The sequence below is a fragment of the Microbacterium sp. GW821-FHT01D02 genome, assembly GCF_059422585.1.
In genome coordinates this window covers 158601-177712 of record NZ_JBWKXB010000003.1, presented here as the reverse complement: position 1 = coordinate 177712, position 19112 = coordinate 158601, and the positions used below count along the sequence as shown (strand labels likewise).

Sequence of the window (19112 nt, the reverse complement as noted above, 5' to 3'; positions counted from 1 at the left end):
AACCGGATGTTTAGTGTCGCGCTGTGATCACTCAGCTGCGGCGACGATGTTGACGACCTTGCGGCCGCCCTTCGCGCCGAACTGGACCGCACCGGCGGCCAGAGCGAAAAGCGTGTCGTCGCCGCCACGGCCGACGTTGACGCCGGGGTGGAAGTGCGTGCCGCGCTGGCGGACGATGATCTCGCCGGCGAGGACCTGCTGACCGCCGAAGCGCTTCACGCCGAGGCGCTGAGCGTTGGAGTCACGACCGTTACGGGTTGAGCTTGCGCCCTTTTTATGTGCCATGTCCTAGTCCCCTCGGGCTTACTTGATGCCGGTGATCTTGACGCGCGTGAGCTCCTGACGGTGGCCCTGGCGCTTCTTGTAGCCGGTCTTGTTCTTGTACTTCTGGATGATGATCTTCGGGCCGCGGAGGTTGCCGATGACCTCAGCCGTGACCTTGACCTTCGCCAGCGAGTCAGCGTCGGTGGTCACCGTGGCGCCGTCGACGAGCAGCACGGCGGCCAGCTCGATCTTCTCGCCCTGGGCAGCCTTGACACGGTCGAGCTGAACGATCGTGCCGACCTCGACCTTCTCCTGCCGCCCACCGGCGCGCACTACTGCGTAAACCACTTCATACCTGTTTCGTTGGGGAGCTCGCGGCTCCGAGATCTCACGGGGAAGACTGTTGCTTGCATGCGCCGCAGAACGGCGGGCGCGAACGCAAGGCTCTCCGCTTCGGCCGACGAGGACGACGCGGCATACGCACCAAGGGACTACTTTACCGGATGCGGGGCAGTGTCGCAAAGCGAGCCGACTCCGACGCGTCGTCGGCGCCGCGCAGGCCCCGCCGCTCGGCGCGGTCGTAGGCTGGCGAGGTGACCGTACTCGTCGACGACCCGCTCTGGCCCGCACACGGACGCCTGTGGGCGCACCTGGTGAGCGATGCGAGCGTCGACGAGCTGCACGCCTTCGCGAAGGCGAACGACGTCCCCGCGCGCGCGTTCGATCTCGACCACTACGACGTGCCGGAGGACCTCGTCCCCCGGCTCATCGCGGCCGGTGCCCAGCATGTGGGCGGTAAGGAGCTGGTGCGCCGTCTGATCGCCTCAGGACTCCGAGTCCGCGGCCGGGACCGCCGGCGCTGACGTCTCGGAGTTCACCGAGACGGGAGTGCCGGTGAGCGCGGCCGTGCTCACCCGACGACGACCACGACCCTGACCCGGAGCCTTGGGCTCGGGAAGGGCATCGAGGACCGAATCGAGCAGCGCCTCCGCCGGCGACTTCGGCGACTTGCGGTCAGAGCCACGCTTCTTGCGGGCCTTCTTCGGACGCTCGGCCACGGGCGCCTCGACGGGAGCCTCGGCCACCGCGCCCTCGGACGACCCATCGGCCGCCGGAGCGATCGTCGAAGCCGCGATCTGCGCGAGAGCGGACTTCGCGCCCTCGGTGATGCTGTGGGTGACACTCGGGGCCGCGGGCGCATTCTGACTCTGACCGTTGCCGCCGTTGTTCCCGCCGTTGCCACGCTGACGGCGGCCGCTCTGGCCGTTGCCGTTACCGTTGCCGTTGCCGCCGCCGTTGTTGCTGGAGCGGTGCTTCACGACCGGGTCGTGGTGCACGATGACGCCACGACCGGCGCAGACCTCGCACGCCTCGCTGAAGGTCTCCAGGAGGCCCAGGCCGAGCTTCTTGCGGGTCATCTGCACGAGGCCGAGCGAGGTGACCTCGGCGACCTGGTGCTTCGTGCGGTCGCGGCTCAGGCACTCGATGAGGCGGCGCAGCACGAGGTCGCGGTTGGACTCGAGCACCATGTCGATGAAGTCGACGACGATGATGCCGCCGATGTCGCGCAGACGCAGCTGGCGGACGATCTCCTCCGCGGCCTCGAGGTTGTTCTTGGTGACGGTCTCCTCGAGGTTTCCGCCCGAGCCGACGAACTTGCCGGTGTTGACGTCGACGACCGTCATGGCCTCGGTGCGGTCGATCACGAGCGATCCGCCCGAGGGGAGCCAGACCTTGCGGTCCAGGGCCTTCTCGATCTGCTCCGTGATGCGGAACGCGTCGAACGGGTCGGTCTCGTCCTCGTAGGCCTCGACGCGCTCGAGCAGGTCGGGCGCGACGCTCTCCAGGTAGGCGCGGATCGTCTGCTGCGCGTCCTCACCCTGGATCAGCATCTTCGTGAAGTCCTCGTTGAAGACGTCACGGACGATCTTGACGAGCAGGTCGGGCTCCGCGTGCAGGAGAGCCGGGGCCTGCTGGTTCTCCACCTGCTTCTGGATGTGCTCCCACTGCGAGGTGAGGCGCTGCACATCGCGCGTCAGCTGGTCCTCGGTCGCGCCCTCGGCAGCCGTGCGGACGATGACGCCGGAGGACTCCGGCAGCACCTCCTTGAGGATGCGCTTGAGGCGGGCCCGCTCGTTGTCGGGCAGCTTGCGGCTGATGCCGTTCATCGACCCGCCGGGCACGTACACGAGGTAGCGGCCGGGGAGGGAGATCTGGCTGGTCAGACGGGCACCCTTGTGCCCGACGGGGTCCTTCGTGACCTGCACGAGGACGCGGTCGCCGGGCTTGAGGGCGAGCTCGATGCGACGCGGCTGGTTGCCGGTCTCGACGCCGTCCCAGTCCACCTCGCCGGAGTACAGCACGGCGTTGCGGCCGCGGCCGATGTCGACGAACGCGGCCTCCATGCTGGGGAGGACGTTCTGGACCCGGCCGAGGTACACGTTGCCGATGAGCGACGCATCCTGGTTGCGGGCGACGTAGTGCTCGACGAGGACGCCGTCCTCGAGGACGCCGATCTGCGTGCGGCCGTTCTTGGAGCGGACGACCATCTTGCGGTCCACCGACTCTCGGCGGGCGAGGAACTCGGCCTCGGTCACGACCGGGCGACGACGCCCCGCATCCCGTCCGTCACGACGACGCTGCTTCTTCGCCTCGAGACGCGTGGAGCCCTTGATGGCCTTCGGCTCGGTGATGTACTCGACGACCCGCTGACGCTGACGAGGCTCGTCGCGCTGCTCGTCGCCCTCCGCCCCTCCACGACGGCGACGACCACGGCGGCCGGATGCCGGCTCCTCCTGGTCGCGCTCGGCGATGCGATCGAAGATGCGCTCCTCGCGGCCCGGGCGAGCCGGAAGCGGAACGACCTCGGGAGCGTAGAAGTGCAGCTGCGTGGAGACCTGCGAGACGAAGACCTCGGGCAGGAGTCCCAGGGTCACGGCAGTGACGGCCTCGGGAGCGGCGGGGGCCGTCTCCTCCGCAGCCGGCGCCTCGACAGCGGGCTCCTCGGCGGCAGGCGCCTCGACAGCGGATTCCTCCGCGGCGGGCTGCTCCGCGGCGGGCTGCTCCTCGGCGGCGGACTCCTCGACGATCGCCTCGGCGATGGCCTCGACAGCCGCATCCGACGGCGCCTCGGTCGAGGCGTCGGCCTCTTCCGTGACCTCGGCGGCGGCCTCGACGGTCGCGGCCGAGGCGGCGGCATCGTCCCGGGCGGCGGCTGCCGCGTCGTCCGCAGCGGCGGCGGCGTCTTCGGCGGCGGCGTAACCGGCCGCGACGTCGTCAGCCGCAGCGTCCGCGGCGACCTCGGCCTCGTCCGAAGACTCCTCGGCCTCGTTCGCCGGCCCGTCCGGGTCGGCGGCGTCGGGAGCGGTGGGCTCCGTCAGCGGTTCCGCGGCGTCAGCCGGGAAGTCGAGGGTAGGGGCGTTGTTGTCATTGTTCTCATCGGCCATCTCTGGCTTACTCCCTGCACGGGGCACTGGGTGCTCCGTGAAATCTCATGCGGTACCCGCGGGTCCCGCGAACTCACTCGGTGTGCGACCGGCTCATGGCTCTGACCGCGTGGGGCATGGGGCCCCGAAGTCTGCGTCGACGCGTGTCGCGGCAGGGCCGTTCATCGCATCACAGGCCATTATCGCACCTTGTGGCCCGGTTCACGGCATCCCGTCGTGACCAGCGCGTTTTCCCCGGCCTGTTCTCGCCCCATCCATAGCCGTCACTGGGATAATCCCCAGTATGAGCGAGCAGCGCACCCGCCCCGTCGTCTACGCCGTCTGGTTGATCTTCGCGAGTGTGGTGGGCTGGTTCGCCGCCTTCCAGCTGATCATGGAGAAGATCACCAAGCTGGAGAATCCCGACGCGGTGTCGAACTGCTACGTGAGCGTGATGATCCAGTGCGACGTCAACCTCAACTCCTGGCAGGGTGAGGTGTTCGGGTTCCCGAACCCGATCCTCGGAGTCACGCTGTGGATGGCGCCGCTGGTGGTCGGCGTCGCTCTGCTCGCCGGCGCCCGCTTCCCGCGCTGGTTCTGGCTCGCGTTCGGCGCCGGTGTCACCTTCGCCTTCGGCTTCGTGATCTGGCTCATCGGCCAGAGCCTGTACGCCTCCAACCTCGGCGTGCTGTGCCCCTGGTGCATGGCGACCTGGTCGGTGACCATCCCCACCTTCTTCGCGACGATGCTCCATCTGACGCGGAACGGCACCTTCACCCGCAACGAGAAGGTCCAGGAGCGCGCGAACCGGCTGATGCCGTGGGTCCCCCTCGCGACGATCCTCGCCTACGCGTTCATCATCCTGCTGGTGCAGCTGCGCGGCCTCGACCTGCTCGGCGAGGTCATCGGCATGATCTTCTGATCCGCCCCGTCCCCGCCGACGACGAAACCCGCCGCCGATCCTCGGATCGACGGCGGGTTTCGTGTACGGGTCTCAGTCGAACCAGATGCCCAGCTCGCGTGCGGCGGACTCGGGGCTGTCCGAGCCGTGCACGAGGTTCTGCTGCACCTTCAGGCCCCAGTCGCGACCGAAGTCGCCGCGGATCGTGCCGGGTGCGGCGGTGGTCGGGTCGGTGGTCCCGGCGAGCGAGCGGAAGCCCTCGATCACACGGTTGCCGGCGAGACGGATCGCGACCGACGGGCCGGAGAGCATGAACTCGAGCAGCGGCTCGTAGAACGGCTTTCCTTCGTGCTCGGCGTAGTGCTCGGCGAGCAGGTCGCGGTCGGGCTCGACGAGGCGGATGTCGACGAGCGCGTAGCCCTTCGCCTCGATGCGGGCGAGGATCGTGCCGGTGAGGCCGCGGGCGACACCGTCGGGCTTGACGAGGACGAGGGTTTCTTCGGTGGCCATGTCATTCACTCTCTGTCTGAGTCTCGGTCGAGGGCTCGGCCGGGCGTCGTGCGTCCAGTCGGGCCCCCATGATGGTCGCATACGCCCACATGCCGCCGAAAATCAGGACGACGAGCAGGATGGCCGGCACGAGGATGGCCGACAGCGCCACGATGACCTGGATCACCCATCCTGCGGTGATGGCCCAGGGCTTCGTGATCATGCCGGCGACGACGATGCAGGCGAGTCCGAGGACGCCTCCGCCGACGATCCCCCACCACTGCTCGATTCCCGCGGGGAGGGAGCGCAGGCCGAAGACCGTCAGTCCGGCGAGGAACACCACGATCGCCTCGAACCCGAGCACGATCGGCGCCAGCTTCTGCACGAGCGTGCGCGGCGGGCGAGGTGCCCGCGCGGGCGCGGCATCCGCACTCATGCGCGCCACCCCGACTTCCAGTCCTCTTCCTCGGAGAGGGAGATGGCCTCGCCGGCGAGCACGACCGAGCCGGCGATGACGACGGCGCGACGGTCGGACGAGGCCGCCCATTCCCGCGCGGCATCCGCGGCCTCGGCCAGGGAGTGATGCACGGTCGCCCGGCGGCCGGTCTGCTCCACGAGGTCGGCGATCGTATCCGCATCGCTCGCCCGGTCGGAGTCGGGCGCGGTCGCGAACACGTGCGCCACGGCGGGTGCGAGCCGGTCGACGATGCCCGCGGCGTCCTTGTCCGAGAGGACCCCGAGCACGAGGCCCCACTCGTCGAAGTCGAAGCTGTCGTCCAGCGCCTGGGCGAGGGCCGCGGCGCCGTGCGGGTTGTGCGCGGCGTCCACGATCACGGTCGGCGCGACCCCCAGCAGCTGGAGACGGCCGGGCGACGTCGTGCCCTGCAGGCCGTCGGAGATGATGTCGCCGGCGATGGGCTGCGTGGCGCCCCCGATCAGCGACTCGACGGCGGCGACCGCCAGGGCCGCGTTGTGGCCCTGGTGCGCGCCGTACAGCGGCAGGTACTCCTCGGCGTACTCCCCCGCGAGCCCGCGGATGGTCAGCAGCTGCCCGCCGACCGCGAGCTTCTGATCGGTGAGCCCGAACTCCTCGCCCTCGAACACGATGGTCGCGTGGCGCTCGGCGGCGACGCGGCGCAGCACCTCGGCGGCCTCGGCGGGTTGCTGGGCCGAGACCACGGCAGCGCCCTCCTTGATGATGCCGGCCTTGACCTCGGCGATCGCTGCGATCGTGTCACCCAGCCGGTCCGCGTGGTCGAGGTCGATCGGCGCGAACACCGCCACGTCGCCGTCGGCGGTGTTGGTCGAATCCCATTCCCCGCCCATGCCGACCTCGAGGACGAGCACGTCGACGGGAGCATCCGCCACCGCGACGAACGCCAGCACGGTCAGCAGCTCGAAGAACGTCAGCGGCGCGTCACCTGCGGCCTCGAACTCGGCGTCGACGATGTCGACGAACGGCTCGATCTCGTCCCACGCGTCGGCCACGGCCTCGTCGGCGATCGGCTCGCCGTCGATCATGATCCGCTCGGTGAAGCGCTCGAGGTGAGGGCTCGTGAACAGCCCGGTGCGCAGATCATGCGCGCGCAGCAGGCTCTCGATCATGCGCGCCGTCGAGGTCTTGCCGTTCGTGCCGGTGATGTGCACGACACGGTAGGTGCGCTGCGGGTCGTCGAGGAAGGCGAGGATGCGCGCGGTGCGCTCCTTGCGCGGCTGCACCCAGCGCTCCCCCGCACGGCTCAGCAGGGCCTCGTAGACGGCGTCCGCCCGATCCTTGTCGCTCATGCGCCTGCTCCCATCCTGGTGACGGCGATCGTGAAGTCGCCGCGGTTGGCGTAGGTCCCCTTCGGGATCTCCGCGGTGTACTCGGGCGTCACTCCTCCGGCCGCGGCCAGAACCGCTCCGTGCCCGAAGATGGAGTCTCCCTGCGCATCGACGACGAAGTACTCCTCCGCCAGCGTCTCCGCGGCGACGCCCGCCAGTTCGAAGGCGGAGACCACGGCCGCGGTGTCCAGGTCGTCCCCGAACCGCAGGACCAGCTGGATGCGGTCGCTCACGTCGAAGCCGGCGTTCTTGCGCGTCTCCTGCACGGCGCGGATCACATCGCGCGCCAGTCCCTCGGCCTCCAGCTCCGGAGTGGTCTGCGTGTCGAGCAGCACGAAGCCGCCGGTGGGGACGATCGCGAGCGCCTCCCCCTCCGGACGTCCCGTCGTCTCGAGCACGAGGTCGTACTCCGCCGGCTCCAGGACGATGCCGCCGGCCGTGACGACGCCGCCGACCTCGCTCCAGTCGCCGGAGCGCGCCGCCTGGATCGCCTTCTGCACGTCCTTGCCGAGGCGCGGTCCCGCCGCGCGGGCGTTGACGCTCAGGCGGTGGGCGATGCCATACTCCACGGCCGTGTCCTCGGCGAGCGGGACGAGCTCCACGGACTTCACGTTCAGCTCTTCGCGGAGGATGTCCTCGAACTGCCCGAGCGACCCGGCGAGCGGCGAGACCACCGTGAGGCGCGCGAGCGGCAGCCGGACCCGCAGCTTCTCCTTCTTGCGCAGCGCGTTGCCGACGCTGGAGAGCTCGCGGACCGCGTCCATCGCGTCGCGGATCTCGTCCGCCGCGGGGAACGGCGTCTCGTCCGGCCAGTCGGCCAGGTGCACGCTGCGACCGCCGGTCAGGCCCTGCCACACGCGCTCGCTGATCAGCGGCACGAGCGGCGCCGCGACGCGGGTGAGCGTCTCGAGCACCGTGTACAGCGTGTCGAAGGCCTCGCGGCTCTTCGGGTCGTCCGTCACACCCACCCAGAAGCGGTCGCGCGAGCGGCGGATGTACCAGTTCGTCAGCACCTCGGCGAAGTCGCGCAGACGCGCGGACGCCGTGGTGGAGTCGAGTCCCTCCAGGTCTGCACGCACCTCGCGGACGAGGTCGCCCAGACGCGCCAGGATGTACCGGTCGAGCACGTCCGTGGAGTCGGTGCGCCAGGACGCCTCGTAGCCCTCGGCACCCGAGGCGTTGGCGTAGGTCGCGAAGAAGTACCAGGAGTTCCACAGCGGCAGCAGGAACTCGCGGACGCCCGAGCGGATGCCCTCCTCCGTGACGGCGAGGTTGCCGCCGCGGAGCACGGAGCTCGACATCAGGAACCAGCGCATCGCGTCGGACCCGTCGCGGTCGAGCACCTCGGAGACATCCGGGTAGTTGCGCAACGACTTCGACATCTTGTAGCCGTCGCTGCCCAGCACGATGCCGTGGCAGCTGACGCCCGTGAACGCGGGGCGGTCGAACAGCGCCGTGGAGAGCACGTGCATGACGTAGAACCAGCCACGGGTCTGTCCGATGTACTCCACGATGAAGTCCGCCGGCGCGTGCGAGTCGAACCACTCCTGGTTCTCGAACGGATAGTGCACCTGGGCATACGGCATCGAGCCGGAGTCGAACCACACGTCGAAGACGTCCTCGATGCGGCGCATCGTGCTCTGCCCCGTGGGGTCGTCCGGGTTCGGACGCGTGAGGTCGTCGATGTACGGCCGGTGCAGGTCGATCTCACCCTCGGGGTTGCGCGGGAGCGTGCCGAAGTCGCGCTCCAGATCCTCCAGCGACCCGTAGGCATCGACGCGCGGGTACTCGGGGTCGTCGCTCTTCCAGATCGGGATGGGCGAGCCCCAGTAGCGGTTGCGGCTGATCGACCAGTCGCGTGCGCCCTCGAGCCACTTGCCGAACTGACCGTGCTTGACGTTCTCCGGCACCCACGTGATCTGCTCGTTGTTCGCGAGCATGTCGTCCTTGATGTCCGTCACGCGGATGAACCAGCTCGACACGGCCTTGTAGATCAGGGGGTTCCGGCAGCGCCAGCAGTGCGGGTACGAGTGCTCGTAGCTCTGCAGGCGGATCAGACGGCCGTTGTCGCGGATCAGACGCACGAGCGGGGTGTTCGCGTCCATCCACAGCTGCCCCGCGACGTCGGTGACGTTCGGCAGGAACTTGCCGCCGTCGTCGAGCGACAGGATCGTGGGGATCCCGGCGGCACCCGCGACGCGCTGGTCGTCCTCACCGTAGGCCGGGGCCTGGTGGACGATTCCGGTGCCGTCGCTGACCGTGACGTAGTCGTCGACCAGGATGCGCCAGGCGTTCTCGGTGCCGTAGGTCTCGGTGTCGGCGTAGTAGTCGAACAGCCGGTCGTAGGTCACGTCCTGCAGCTCGGCGCCGAGCACGGTCGCGTCCACCGCGGCGAGCGCGTCCTCGGCGCTCTCGTAGCCGAGGTCCTTCGCGTACCCGCCGAGCAGGGCGCGGGCGAGGAGGTAGCGGTGCGCGGAGGCCTCGACCGCGGCATCGGTCGTCCCGGCGGCCTGGTGCACGTCCGCGGCACCGTTCGGGCCGGCGGGGAGCACCACGTACTCGATCTCGGGTCCCACGGCGAGCGCGAGGTTGGTGGGCAGGGTCCAGGGCGTGGTCGTCCAGGCGAGCGCGCGCACCCCGGTGAGCCCGAGAGCCTCGGCCTTCGCTCCGGTGAGCGGGAAGGTCACCGTCACGGACGGGTCCTGACGCATCTGGTAGACGTCGTCGTCCATGCGCAGCTCGTGCGCGGACAGCGGCGTCTCGTCGCGCCAGCAGTACGGGAGGACCCGGTAGCCCTCATAGGCGAGGCCCTTGTCGTACAGGGTCTTGAAGGCCCAGAGGACGCTCTCCATGTAGCCGAGGTCGAGCGTCTTGTAACCGCGGTCGAAGTCGACCCAGCGCGCCTGACGGGTGACGTAGTCCTGCCACTCGTGCGTGTACGCGAGCACCGAGCTCTTCGCCTTCTCGTTGAAGACGTCGATGCCCATCTCCTCGATCTCGGCCTTCTCGGTGATCCCGAGCTGCTTCATCGCCTCCAGCTCGGCGGGGAGTCCGTGCGTGTCCCAGCCGAAGACGCGGTCGACCTTGTGGCCGGTCATGGTCTGGAAGCGCGGGAACACGTCCTTGGCGTACCCGGTGAGGAGGTGACCGTAGTGCGGCAGGCCGTTCGCGAACGGAGGGCCGTCGTAGAACACCCACTCGGGCGAGCCCTCGCGCTGCTCGATCGAGGCGCGGAAGGTGTCATCCGACTTCCAGAAGGCGAGCACCTCCTCCTCGATCTGCGGGAAGCGGGGGCTGGGCGCGACGGAGGCGGCGTCGGCGGCGGGGCCGAAGGAGGAACGGGGGTAGGTCATCGTGTCTCGCAGTGGTCGTCGTGGCGGATGCTCCTGCGAGGACGACCCTCGCGGACCGCGGTACCACCTCGCGTGCGCTCCCTCCCCTCCCGGGGCGGTCGCACCACTCTCACTGCGGCTGTGACGGGCCTGCCCCGCTCGGTTCTACTGAGCGCCCCCCGAGGGAAGCGCCGTTCTTCCGAGAGCTCCCCGGTGATGGCCGGATCGATGCTCGTTCCCCCATTGTACGCAGGTGCGCGCTCGCCGCGGCCGCGACGGCGGACCGGAGCGAGCCGCGTCGGTGGCAGGGCCTAGCCTCGGAGCATGGCCCGCACATCCGAGTCCCCTGCCGCGCCCCGCGTCTCCCCGCCCGATCTGCCTCCCGTGCTCGAACCCGCCTCGCCCCGGCGCAGTGCCGATCTCCTCACCGCACGGCTCGATCTGAGCGGCACGGTCGACCTCGCCTACGCGACGCTCGAGCAGTGCACCGTGCAGGCGGATGCCGACGCGGTCGACCTCACGGCTGCGACGCTGATCGACGTCGAGATGTCGGGAGCGCGCGTCGCCTCGCTGCGCTTGCGGGACGCCGGAGTACGACGCCTCCGCATCAGGGGCGGTCGCATCGGGACACTCGATCTCAGCGAGGCCCGCGTCTCCGAACTCGAGCTGCGCGATGTGCGGATCGACTACCTCAACCTCGGCGCGGCGAAGGTGACCGACCTCGAGGTCTCGGGGTGCACCATCCGCACGATCGACATGCCGCAGGCCGAGCTCACCCGTGTGCGCTTCACGGCCACATCGAGCGACGAGGTCGACCCGCGGGGCATGCGGGCGAAGGACCTCGATCTGCGCGGCCTCGATGCCCTGGCCTTCCTCGACGCCAACAGTCTGCGCGGCGCCACCCTCACCTCGTTCCAGGTGCAGCAGCTCGCTCCGGTGATCGCCGCGGGACTCGGCATCCAGATCAAGGACTGACGCGGGGTCAGGGCCGCACGGGCCCGCTCGCATCCAGCAGCTCCTGCGTGAACGGATGCTGCGGCGCCGCGAACACGTCGGCCGTCGCGCCCTGCTCCACGATCCGGCCGTCCTGCATGACGAGCACGTCGTCGGCCACCGCTCCGACGACGTCGAGGTCGTGCGATACGAGGATCATCGTGAGCCGACGCACCTGCTGCAGGCGGGCCAGGAGCCGCAGCACCCGCTCGCGCACGGAGGGGTCCAGGGCCGAGACGGGCTCGTCGAGGACCAGCACCTCCGGATCCGCGGCGAGCGCTCGGGCGATGGCGGCGCGCTGTCGCTGCCCGCCGGAGAGCGCGCTCGGCCGCCGGTCGGCCAGTTCGGGTGCGAGATCGACCTCGGCCAGGAGCTCGGCGACTCGTGCGGCTCGCCGGGCGCGCGGCACACCGGCGGCTTCCAGGGCCTCCCGCAGCGAGCGCCCGACGGTCCAGCGCGGATCGAACGCCCCGAGCGGGTTCTGATGTACCAGCTGCACCCGCTGCGCCCGGCTCCAGCGCAACGCCCCCGTGTCGGGGGCCTCTACGCCGACGATCATGCGGGCGAGCGTCGTCTTCCCGGAGCCGGACTCCCCCACGACGCCGAGTGTGCGCCCCTCGGAGACGGCGAAGGAGGCGTCGATGACCGCGGGCACGCCGGCGAAGCTCTTCGACAGCTCCGTCGCGACGAGCACGGGTGATGCCGTCTCCTGCGGTGCTGCCCGCGGTTCGTGGATCGTCGCGGCGATCAGCTGCCGGGTGTACTCGTGCCGGGGATCCTCCAGCACCTCGGCCACGGGTCCCTCCTCGATCACGGCACCGCGCCTCATCACCAGCACCCGATCCGCGAGTCGGCGGACCGCCGCGAAGTCATGGCTGATGAACACCACCGCCGTCCCGGCATCCGCGATCTCCCGGAGCAGCCCGAGGATCCGTGCCTGCACGGTGGCGTCGAGCGCGGTCGTCGGCTCGTCCGCCACCAGCACGGCGGGTGCGGCGGCGATCGCGGAGGCGATCAGTGCCCGCTGACGCAGTCCGCCCGACAGCTCATGCGGATACTGCGTGGCACGGCGCTCGGCCTCGGGCATCCACACGCGCCGCAGGAGCTCGCCGACCCGGGTCCGAAGGGCTGCCCGCCCGTGGGCGATCCCGTGCAGTCGCAACGGCTCCGCGACCTCGGCGCCGATCCTCCGCAACGGGTCGAGGGAGACGAGCGCGTCCTGCGAGACGAGGGCGATGCGGGCACCGCGGAGTGCCCGCCAGGCGTGCTCGGACAGCGTCGTCGCCTCGGTGCCGTCGATCACCAGCCGGTCGAGGGCGACCTCTGCACCTGCGGGCGTGAGCCCCAGGAGAGCTCGGGCCGTGAGGGACTTGCCCGCGCCGGACTCGCCGACGATGGCGACGCACTCCCCCGGGGCCACGTGGAGATCGACGCCGTCGACCACCGCGGTCGCCCCGAACGAGATCCGCAGTCCCTGTACCTCGAGCGCCGCGCTCATGTCGTCCGTCCGTCCGCCCGTGCCCGCAGGATCCGCCCGATCACGGTGGCCGACACCACGGTGATCGTGATCGCGATGCCGGGGAACACCGAGATCCACCAGGCCTGACCGAGGACGTTGCGTCCGCCCGCGAGGATCAGCCCCCACTCGGGTGTCGGCTCCGACGGTCCCAGTCCGAGGAAGCTGAGTCCGGCGGCCGCGAGGATGCTCGATCCGATGCCGATCGTCGCCAGCACGCTCAGCGCACCGAGCACCCCCGGGACGACGTGCCGCGTGAACGCCCGCACGCGCGGCACGCCCAGGATGCGCGCCGCCTCGACGTGCTCGGCGACCCGGAGCGTCCGTGTCTGCACCCGGGCGAGGCGGACGTACACCGGGGTCGCGGCCAGAGTCACCGCGATCGCGATGTTCACGGGGCCGGGTCCGAGCATCGCGACGACGACGAGCGCGACGAGGAACTCGGGGAACGCCATCAGGACGTCGTTCATCCGCATCACCGTCGTGTCCACGCCTCGCGGGGCCACCCCGGCGAGCGCGCCGATCACGAGGCCGACGGCGAGCGCGATCCCGGTCGCGAGCAGGCCGATGCCGAGCGAGCGCCCCGCCCCGTAGACGACGCGGGAGTACACGTCACGCCCGCTCTGGTCGGTACCGAACAGATGCTCGGCGCTCGGCGGCAGCAGGGCGGAGCGCACATCGGTCTGGAGCGGATCATGCGTGGCGAGCACGCCCGGCCAGAGCGCGGCGAAGGCGATCACCGCGAGCACGGCGACGGCGATCCACAGCAGCGTCCGCTGCGCGCGCCTCATCGGATGCTCCCCGGGCGGGTATCTCTGACCCGCGGATCGATCAGCGGGTGCACGAGCTCGACGATGAGGTTGATCACGACGAACACCAGCGCGCTCAGGAGGATGATCCCCGTGATGACGGGGAGGTCGCGGTCACTGATCGCGGCGAGGGTGACCCGGCCGAGACCCGGGCGCGCGAAGACGGTCTCGACGAGCACCGCACCCCCGAGCACCGATCCGGTGAGGTACGCCGCGAGCGTCACGGCGGAGGCCGCTCCGTGCCGCAGACCGTGCCGGGTGGTGAACCACGAGGGGCTCGCACCGCGGGCGCGCACGGTCTCGGCGAACGGCATCCGCTCGGCCTGCACCAGCCCGTCCCGCAGCACCTGGCTGAGCAGGGCGGCGACCGGGAGCGCGAGGGTGATCGCCGGGAGCACGATCGTGGCGGGGTTCCTCGCCCCCGAGACGGGAAACCAGCCGAGGCCGAAGGCGAACACGCTGAGCAGGACGAGCCCGATCCAGAACACCGGGGACGACAGCACCACGAGCTCCACGCCCGCGGCCACCGCCCGGCCGACCCGGCCGCGGACGAACACCGACACGGCGAGCGCCAGCACCACGGCGATCAGCAAGGCGAGGAGCGAGAGCTGCAGCGTGGCGCCGAGCTGCCGGCCGATCACCTCGGTGACCGGCATCCGGAGCTGATACGACTCGCCGAGGTCGCCGCGCGCGAGCTGCCCGATGAACGTGACGTACTGCTCGAACGGCGGGCGGTCCAGTCCCAGGTCGGCGCGGATCCCGTCCTTGACGGCCTCGCTCACCTGCGCGAGCGGCCCCAGCATCACCGACACCGGGTCGCCCGGGATCACCCGGAACGCGAGGAAGGCGACGGTCGCCGCTCCCCAGAGGACGAGGACGACGGATGCGGCGAGGCCGGCGACACGGACGAGAGCAGTCTTCACCCCTCGTGCCCTCCGCTCAGCCGGCGGGTCAGCCGACGGTCACATCGTAGAACAGCGGTCGACCGTACAGGTCGTACTGGAGGCCGTCGACGCGCTCGCCGACCGCGGTGATCGCGGAAGGGCTGTACAGCGGCACGATCGCCGTGTGCTCGGCGTTCCACTGCTGCACCTGCGTGTACAGCGCGTCACGCTCCTCCTGGTCGCTGCTCGCGAAGGCCTTCTCCAGGAGCGCGTCCATCTCGGGGTCGCTCACCTGGGACGCGTTCTGGAAGCCGTCGGTGTGCAGGTGGGCGCGCAGCAGGTCGGGGTCGACACCGGAGAAGCCCCAGTCGGTCAGGTCGAACGTCTTGGGCTCGTACTGGGCGTTGTACGCGCCCGGCTCGAGAACCTCGCGCACGACCTCGAAGCCGATGCCCTTGAGGTCGGACTGGATCGCGTTGCCGAGCGCAGCGCGGTCGTCGGGCACCGGGGTCCAGGCGATCCATCGCACGGAGAGGCGCTTGCCGTCCTTCATGCGGATGCCGTCGGTGTCGCGCTCGGTCCACCCCGCCTCGTCGAGCAGGGCGTTCGCCGCGTCCTGGTCGAAGGGCCAGCTGCCCTCGAGCGCGGCGTCGTAACCGGGGGTGGTCGACCCCAGGATGCTCCAGGCCCGCGGGAACTGACCGAAGTAGATCTCCTCGACCGCGGCGTCGATGTCGATGCCGCGCGCGAACGCCTGGCGCACCTTCTCGTCGGCGAACACGCCGTACTTCTCGTTCAGGTACAGCGAGTACGGCAGCCCCGGGTACTCGATGGAGTCGACCGTGATGCCGTCCCCGAGATCCTTCGCGAGGTTCGGCGGGATGTTGCTGGCGAGGTCGGATTCGCCGCTCGTCACGACACCGGTGCGGACCGAGGCCTCCGGCTGGATCTCCACCCGGAGCGTCTCGAACTTCGGAGCCTTCTCGCCGTGCGGGCCCCAGGCGTAGTCGTCGTTGCGGGTGTAGACGATCTCCTGGTCGGGCGTGTACTCGGTGAGCACGAACGGACCGGTGCCGACGTTGATGTCCGGACCGCCCGCCTTGAGCTTGTCGGCCGACTTCTCGAGCACGGCCGGCGAGTAGAAGCCGAGCTGCGGCGTGCTGGCGGCCTGGAGGAACGGGGCGTACGGCTGGGTGAAGACGACCTTGACCGTGTGGTCGTCGATGACCTCGGTGCCCTTGTAGAAGTCGGCGCCGAGCATGCCCGCCGCCTGCTTGGAGGCGGTGTCCGGGTCGACGATGCGGTCGAAGTTCGCCTTGACGGCGGCGGCGTCGAACGGCTCGCCGTCGGTGAAGGTGACGTCGTCGCGGAGCAGGAACGTGTACTCGGTGCCGTCGTCCGAGATCTCCCAGTCCTTCGCGAGCCAGGGGACGAACGTGCCGTCCGCCTCCTGGAAGACGAGGGAGTCGAGAACGGCGCGCTGCACCATGCCCGAGACATCGAGCTGGCTGGTCTGCGGGTCCATGTGCGAGGCGGACAGGTTCGCGCCCTCGATCGACCACACGACCTCCCCGTCGCTGTCACCCTCGGAGGCGGGAGCCGCGCAGGCGCTGAGCACCAGGGCGGTGGCGGCGGCGATCGCGGCGAAGGGCAGGAGACGACGCACGGGTTTTGCGGGCATGACGATTCCTCAGGACGAACGGGTCGGGATGAATCCATCCTACGGCGGATTGTTGGACTGGGTCGATCTGTGGCGGCGGCCCTCCCTGACGACGCTCGGTAGACTGGTCGGCACAACCCACACTCAGGCACGCTCACACAGTGCCGCATACATCGCTCGAGGAGACCTCCATGCCTGCGCAGAACCAGATTCCCGACAAGCCCGCACTCGAAGGTCTCGAAGCGAAGTGGGACGCCGCCTGGGCGGAGCAGGGCACGTACCTGTTCGACCGCCTGCGCGCCGCACAGGCCGGGCGCGAGGGCGTGTACTCGATCGACACCCCGCCGCCGACGGCCTCCGGCAGCCTGCACATCGGACACGTGTTCTCCTACACGCACACCGATGTGAAGGCCCGTTACGAGCGCATGCGCGGCAAGACCGTGTTCTACCCGATGGGCTGGGACGACAACGGCCTGCCGACCGAGCGCCGCGTGCAGAACTACTACGGCGTGCGCTGCGACCCGTCGCTCCCCTACGACCCCGACTTCACTCCCCCGTTCGAGGGCGGCGACAACAAGTCGAGTCGCGCGGCCGACCAGCAGCCGATCAGCCGCCGCAACTTCATCGAACTCTGCGAGCGCCTCACGATCGAGGACGAGAAGCAGTTCGAGGCGCTGTTCCGTCAGCTCGGGCTGAGCGTGGACTGGACCCAGACCTACCGCACGATCTCGGACGACACCATCCGTCAGAGCCAGCTCGCGTTCCTGCGCAACATCGAGCGGGGCGAGGCGTACCAGGCACTGGCTCCGACGCTCTGGGACATCGACTTCCGCTCCGCCATCGCGCAGGCCGAGCTCGAGGACCGCGACCAGCAGGCGGCCTATCACACGATCGAGTTCCCCTTCGCGGACGGATCGGGATCCCTCGCGATCGACACCACCCGTCCGGAGCTGCTGCCCGCGTGCATCGCCCTCGTGACGCACCCCGAGGGGCCGCACAAGCACCTCATCGGCACCAAGGTGAAGACGCCGTTCTTCGGCGCGGAGATCGAGATCCACGGCCACCACCTCGCGCAGCCCGACAAGGGCACGGGAGCGGCGATGGTCTGCACCTTCGGCGACGTGACCGACATCGTGTGGTGGCGCGAGCTGCGCACCACCGAGAACGAGCCGCTGCCGAACATGACCACGATCGGCCTGGACGGTCGCTTCCTGCCCGAGGCCCCCGCATCGGTCGAGAACCCGGACGCGATCGCCTGGTACACCGCCGAGCTCGCGGGCAAGACCGTCTTCAGCGCGCGCAAGGCCATCGTGGAGAAGCTGCAGGAGACCGGCGACATGACCGCGGTCGGCAAGCCGTTCCAGCACGCCGTCAAGTTCTTCGAGAAGGGCGACCGTCCGCTCGAGATCGTGTCGACCCGTCAGTGGTACATCCGCAACGGCGCCCGCGACGGCGAGCTGCGCGACAAGCTGCTCGCCCACGGTCAGGAGCTCGCCTGGCACCCGGAGTTCATGCGGGTCCGCTACGAGAACTGGGTCGGCGGCCTGACCGGCGACTGGCTCGTGTCCCGCCAGCGCTTCTTCGGCGTGCCGATCCCCCTCTGGTACGGCCTCGACGAGAACGGCGAGCGCGACTACGACCGCGTGCTCACGCCCGATGCGGCGACCCTCCCGATCGACCCGACGACCGATGTCCCCGCCGGATACACGGAGGACCAGCGCGGCGTGGCCGGCGGATTCGAGGCCGAGGCCGACATCCTCGACACCTGGGCGACGTCGTCCCTCACCCCGCAGCTGGCCGGCGGATGGCAGCGCGACGAGGAGCTGTGGCAGCTGACGGCGCCGTTCGACCTGCGTCCGCAGGGCCAGGACATCATCCGCACGTGGCTCTTCTCGACGATGCTGCGTTCGACGCTCGAGGACGACCGGACGCCGTGGCGCAACGCCGCGATCTCCGGCTTCATCGTCGACCCCGACCGCAAGAAGATGTCGAAGTCGAAGGGCAATGTGGTCACCCCGGCCGACGTCCTCGTGGCGCACGGCTCGGATGCCGTCCGCTACTGGGCCGCGTCGAGCCGTCTGGGCATGGACGCCGCGTTCGACCCGCAGAACCCGACGCAGGTGAAGATCGGCCGCCGTCTGGCGATCAAGGTGCTCAACGCCGCGAAGTTCGTGCTGTCGTTCCCGGTCCCCGAGGGCGCCCAGGTCACGCACGCCCTGGACGCGTCGATGCTCACCGCCCTGGACGGCGTGGTCACCGAGGCGACGAAGGCGTTCGACCGCTACGACGCCGCGCGGGCGCTGGAGCTCACCGAGGCGTTCTTCTGGACGTTCTGCGACGACTACCTCGAGCTCGTGAAGGAGCGAGCCTACAACCAGGCCGACGTGGGGCAGGCATCCGCCGCGCTCTCGCTCCGCCTCGCCCTGTCGACGCTGCTCCGCCTGCTGGCGCCGGTGCTCTCGTTCGCCGCCGAGGAGTCGTGGTCCTGGTTCGAGGAGGGCTCCGTGCACACGGCCGCATGGCCCACGCCGCTCGGCATCGACGGCGACCCCGCCGTGCTCGCGGCCGCCAGCGAGGCGCTGATCGGCATCCGTCGGGCGAAGACGGAGGCGAAGGCCTCGCAGAAGACCCCGGTCTCCCGCGCCGCGATCTCGGCTCCGGCCACGAAGCTCGACGCGCTGCGCGCCGCCGCGGACGACCTCCGGGCCGTCGGCCGCATCGCCGAGCTCGAGTTCAGCGAGGCGGACGAGTTCGCAGTCACCGCGATCGAGCTCGCTCCGATCGAGGCGTCCTGATGCAGCTGGGCACGCGATGGGCGGCGGGATCCGAGGCTCCGGCCTCGGTCCCGGCGTCCCTGCGCCCGGCCATCGCCGAGGTCGAGGCCAAGGGCCTCACCGGGCACTGGACCCTGACCTGGCTCGAGGGCCGCGCGATCGCGGAGCTCGACGCCGGCTGGGAGGTCTTCCAGACCGTCTCCGGCGAAATCATCGCCCGTCCGTTCGAGGACTGACGCGG

At 70.1% G+C, this 19112-nt stretch carries 16 protein-coding genes; 5 read left to right on the top strand and 11 right to left on the bottom strand.

Translation table 11 applies throughout. The features are described 5' to 3' along the window. Window positions 1–27: 27 nt before the first annotated feature. Together rpmA and rplU are read right to left on the bottom strand one after the other, a co-directional pair. The gene (rpmA, locus tag AC07VM_RS14335) at window positions 28–285 is read right to left on the bottom strand and encodes a 50S ribosomal protein L27 (protein WP_028501603.1); all 258 of its coding nucleotides are present in this window, start codon (window positions 283–285) and stop codon (window positions 28–30) included. An 18-nt stretch (window positions 286–303) separates the two neighbouring features. After that, on the bottom strand, window positions 304–612 hold the full coding sequence (rplU, locus tag AC07VM_RS14330; RefSeq protein WP_028501602.1) for a 50S ribosomal protein L21: 309 nt from the start codon (window positions 610–612) through the stop codon (window positions 304–306). Window positions 613–857: 245 nt separating this feature from the next. Here rplU and AC07VM_RS14325 point away from each other — a divergent pair, with 245 nt between their 5' ends. Beyond that, window positions 858–1127 (top strand): DUF4031 domain-containing protein, encoded by a 270-nt coding sequence (locus AC07VM_RS14325; RefSeq protein ID WP_267414990.1) that lies wholly within the window; start codon window positions 858–860, stop codon window positions 1125–1127. Here the strand turns inward: AC07VM_RS14325 and AC07VM_RS14320 are convergent. Next, entirely contained in the window at window positions 1089–3710 is a 2622-nt protein-coding gene (locus AC07VM_RS14320; protein WP_494911878.1) for an Rne/Rng family ribonuclease, read from the bottom strand. The genes AC07VM_RS14325 and AC07VM_RS14320 overlap by 39 nt on opposite strands. A gap of 283 nt (window positions 3711–3993) precedes the next feature. Between AC07VM_RS14320 and AC07VM_RS14315 the strand changes: the two genes are divergently transcribed. Then, complete coding sequence (locus tag AC07VM_RS14315) at window positions 3994–4611, top strand: vitamin K epoxide reductase family protein (protein ID WP_494911877.1); 618 nt, start codon at window positions 3994–3996, stop codon at window positions 4609–4611. A 72-nt stretch (window positions 4612–4683) separates the two neighbouring features. Here the strand turns inward: AC07VM_RS14315 and ndk are convergent, their stop codons facing one another. From ndk to ileS, 4 genes are read right to left on the bottom strand one after another with little or no spacing between them, the layout of a single operon-like run. Next, window positions 4684–5100: a nucleoside-diphosphate kinase gene (gene ndk, locus AC07VM_RS14310; protein ID WP_029261664.1), complete on the bottom strand. Its 417-nt coding sequence runs from the start codon at window positions 5098–5100 to the stop codon at window positions 4684–4686. 1 nt (window position 5101) lies between these two features. After that, window positions 5102–5515 (bottom strand): DUF4233 domain-containing protein, encoded by a 414-nt coding sequence (locus AC07VM_RS14305; protein ID WP_416383313.1) that lies wholly within the window; start codon window positions 5513–5515, stop codon window positions 5102–5104. Then, a complete protein-coding gene (locus AC07VM_RS14300) occupies window positions 5512–6864 on the bottom strand; it encodes a bifunctional folylpolyglutamate synthase/dihydrofolate synthase (protein ID WP_267414994.1) in 1353 nt (450 codons plus the stop codon). The genes AC07VM_RS14305 and AC07VM_RS14300 overlap by 4 nt, the downstream gene beginning before the upstream one ends. Further along, a complete protein-coding gene (gene ileS, locus AC07VM_RS14295; RefSeq protein WP_494911876.1) occupies window positions 6861–10256 on the bottom strand; it encodes an isoleucine--tRNA ligase in 3396 nt (1131 codons plus the stop codon). Before ileS ends, AC07VM_RS14300 begins: the two co-directional genes overlap by 4 nt. A 303-nt stretch (window positions 10257–10559) precedes the next feature. Here ileS and AC07VM_RS14290 point away from each other — a divergent pair, with 303 nt between their 5' ends. Continuing rightward, window positions 10560–11210: a pentapeptide repeat-containing protein gene (locus AC07VM_RS14290; protein WP_494911874.1), complete on the top strand. Its 651-nt coding sequence runs from the start codon at window positions 10560–10562 to the stop codon at window positions 11208–11210. A gap of 7 nt (window positions 11211–11217) precedes the next feature. Here AC07VM_RS14290 and AC07VM_RS14285 read toward each other — a convergent pair whose 3' ends face one another. Genes AC07VM_RS14285 through AC07VM_RS14270 form a run of 4 tightly spaced genes read right to left on the bottom strand, consistent with a single transcriptional unit; the run spans window position 11218 to window position 16118 of the window. Next, window positions 11218–12726 carry an ATP-binding cassette domain-containing protein gene (locus tag AC07VM_RS14285; protein WP_494911873.1) on the bottom strand — a complete coding sequence of 503 codons (1509 nt, stop codon included), beginning with the start codon at window positions 12724–12726 and terminating at the stop codon, window positions 11218–11220. After that, on the bottom strand, window positions 12723–13535 hold the full coding sequence (locus tag AC07VM_RS14280) for an ABC transporter permease (RefSeq protein WP_494911872.1): 813 nt from the start codon (window positions 13533–13535) through the stop codon (window positions 12723–12725). The genes AC07VM_RS14285 and AC07VM_RS14280 overlap by 4 nt, the downstream gene beginning before the upstream one ends. After that, the gene (locus AC07VM_RS14275) at window positions 13532–14476 is read right to left on the bottom strand and encodes an ABC transporter permease (protein ID WP_494911871.1); all 945 of its coding nucleotides are present in this window, start codon (window positions 14474–14476) and stop codon (window positions 13532–13534) included. Before AC07VM_RS14275 ends, AC07VM_RS14280 begins: the two co-directional genes overlap by 4 nt. Before the next feature lie 28 nt (window positions 14477–14504). Next, window positions 14505–16118, bottom strand: a complete 1614-nt coding sequence (locus AC07VM_RS14270; protein ID WP_494911870.1) for an ABC transporter substrate-binding protein — start codon at window positions 16116–16118, stop codon at window positions 14505–14507. Window positions 16119–16288: 170 nt separating this feature from the next. Here AC07VM_RS14270 and valS point away from each other — a divergent pair, with 170 nt between their 5' ends. After that, a complete protein-coding gene (gene valS / locus AC07VM_RS14265; RefSeq protein WP_494911868.1) occupies window positions 16289–18892 on the top strand; it encodes a valine--tRNA ligase in 2604 nt (867 codons plus the stop codon). Beyond that, entirely contained in the window at window positions 18892–19107 is a 216-nt protein-coding gene (locus AC07VM_RS14260) for a hypothetical protein (RefSeq protein WP_494911867.1), read from the top strand. The genes valS and AC07VM_RS14260 overlap by 1 nt, the downstream gene beginning before the upstream one ends. Window positions 19108–19112 lie beyond the last annotated feature (5 nt).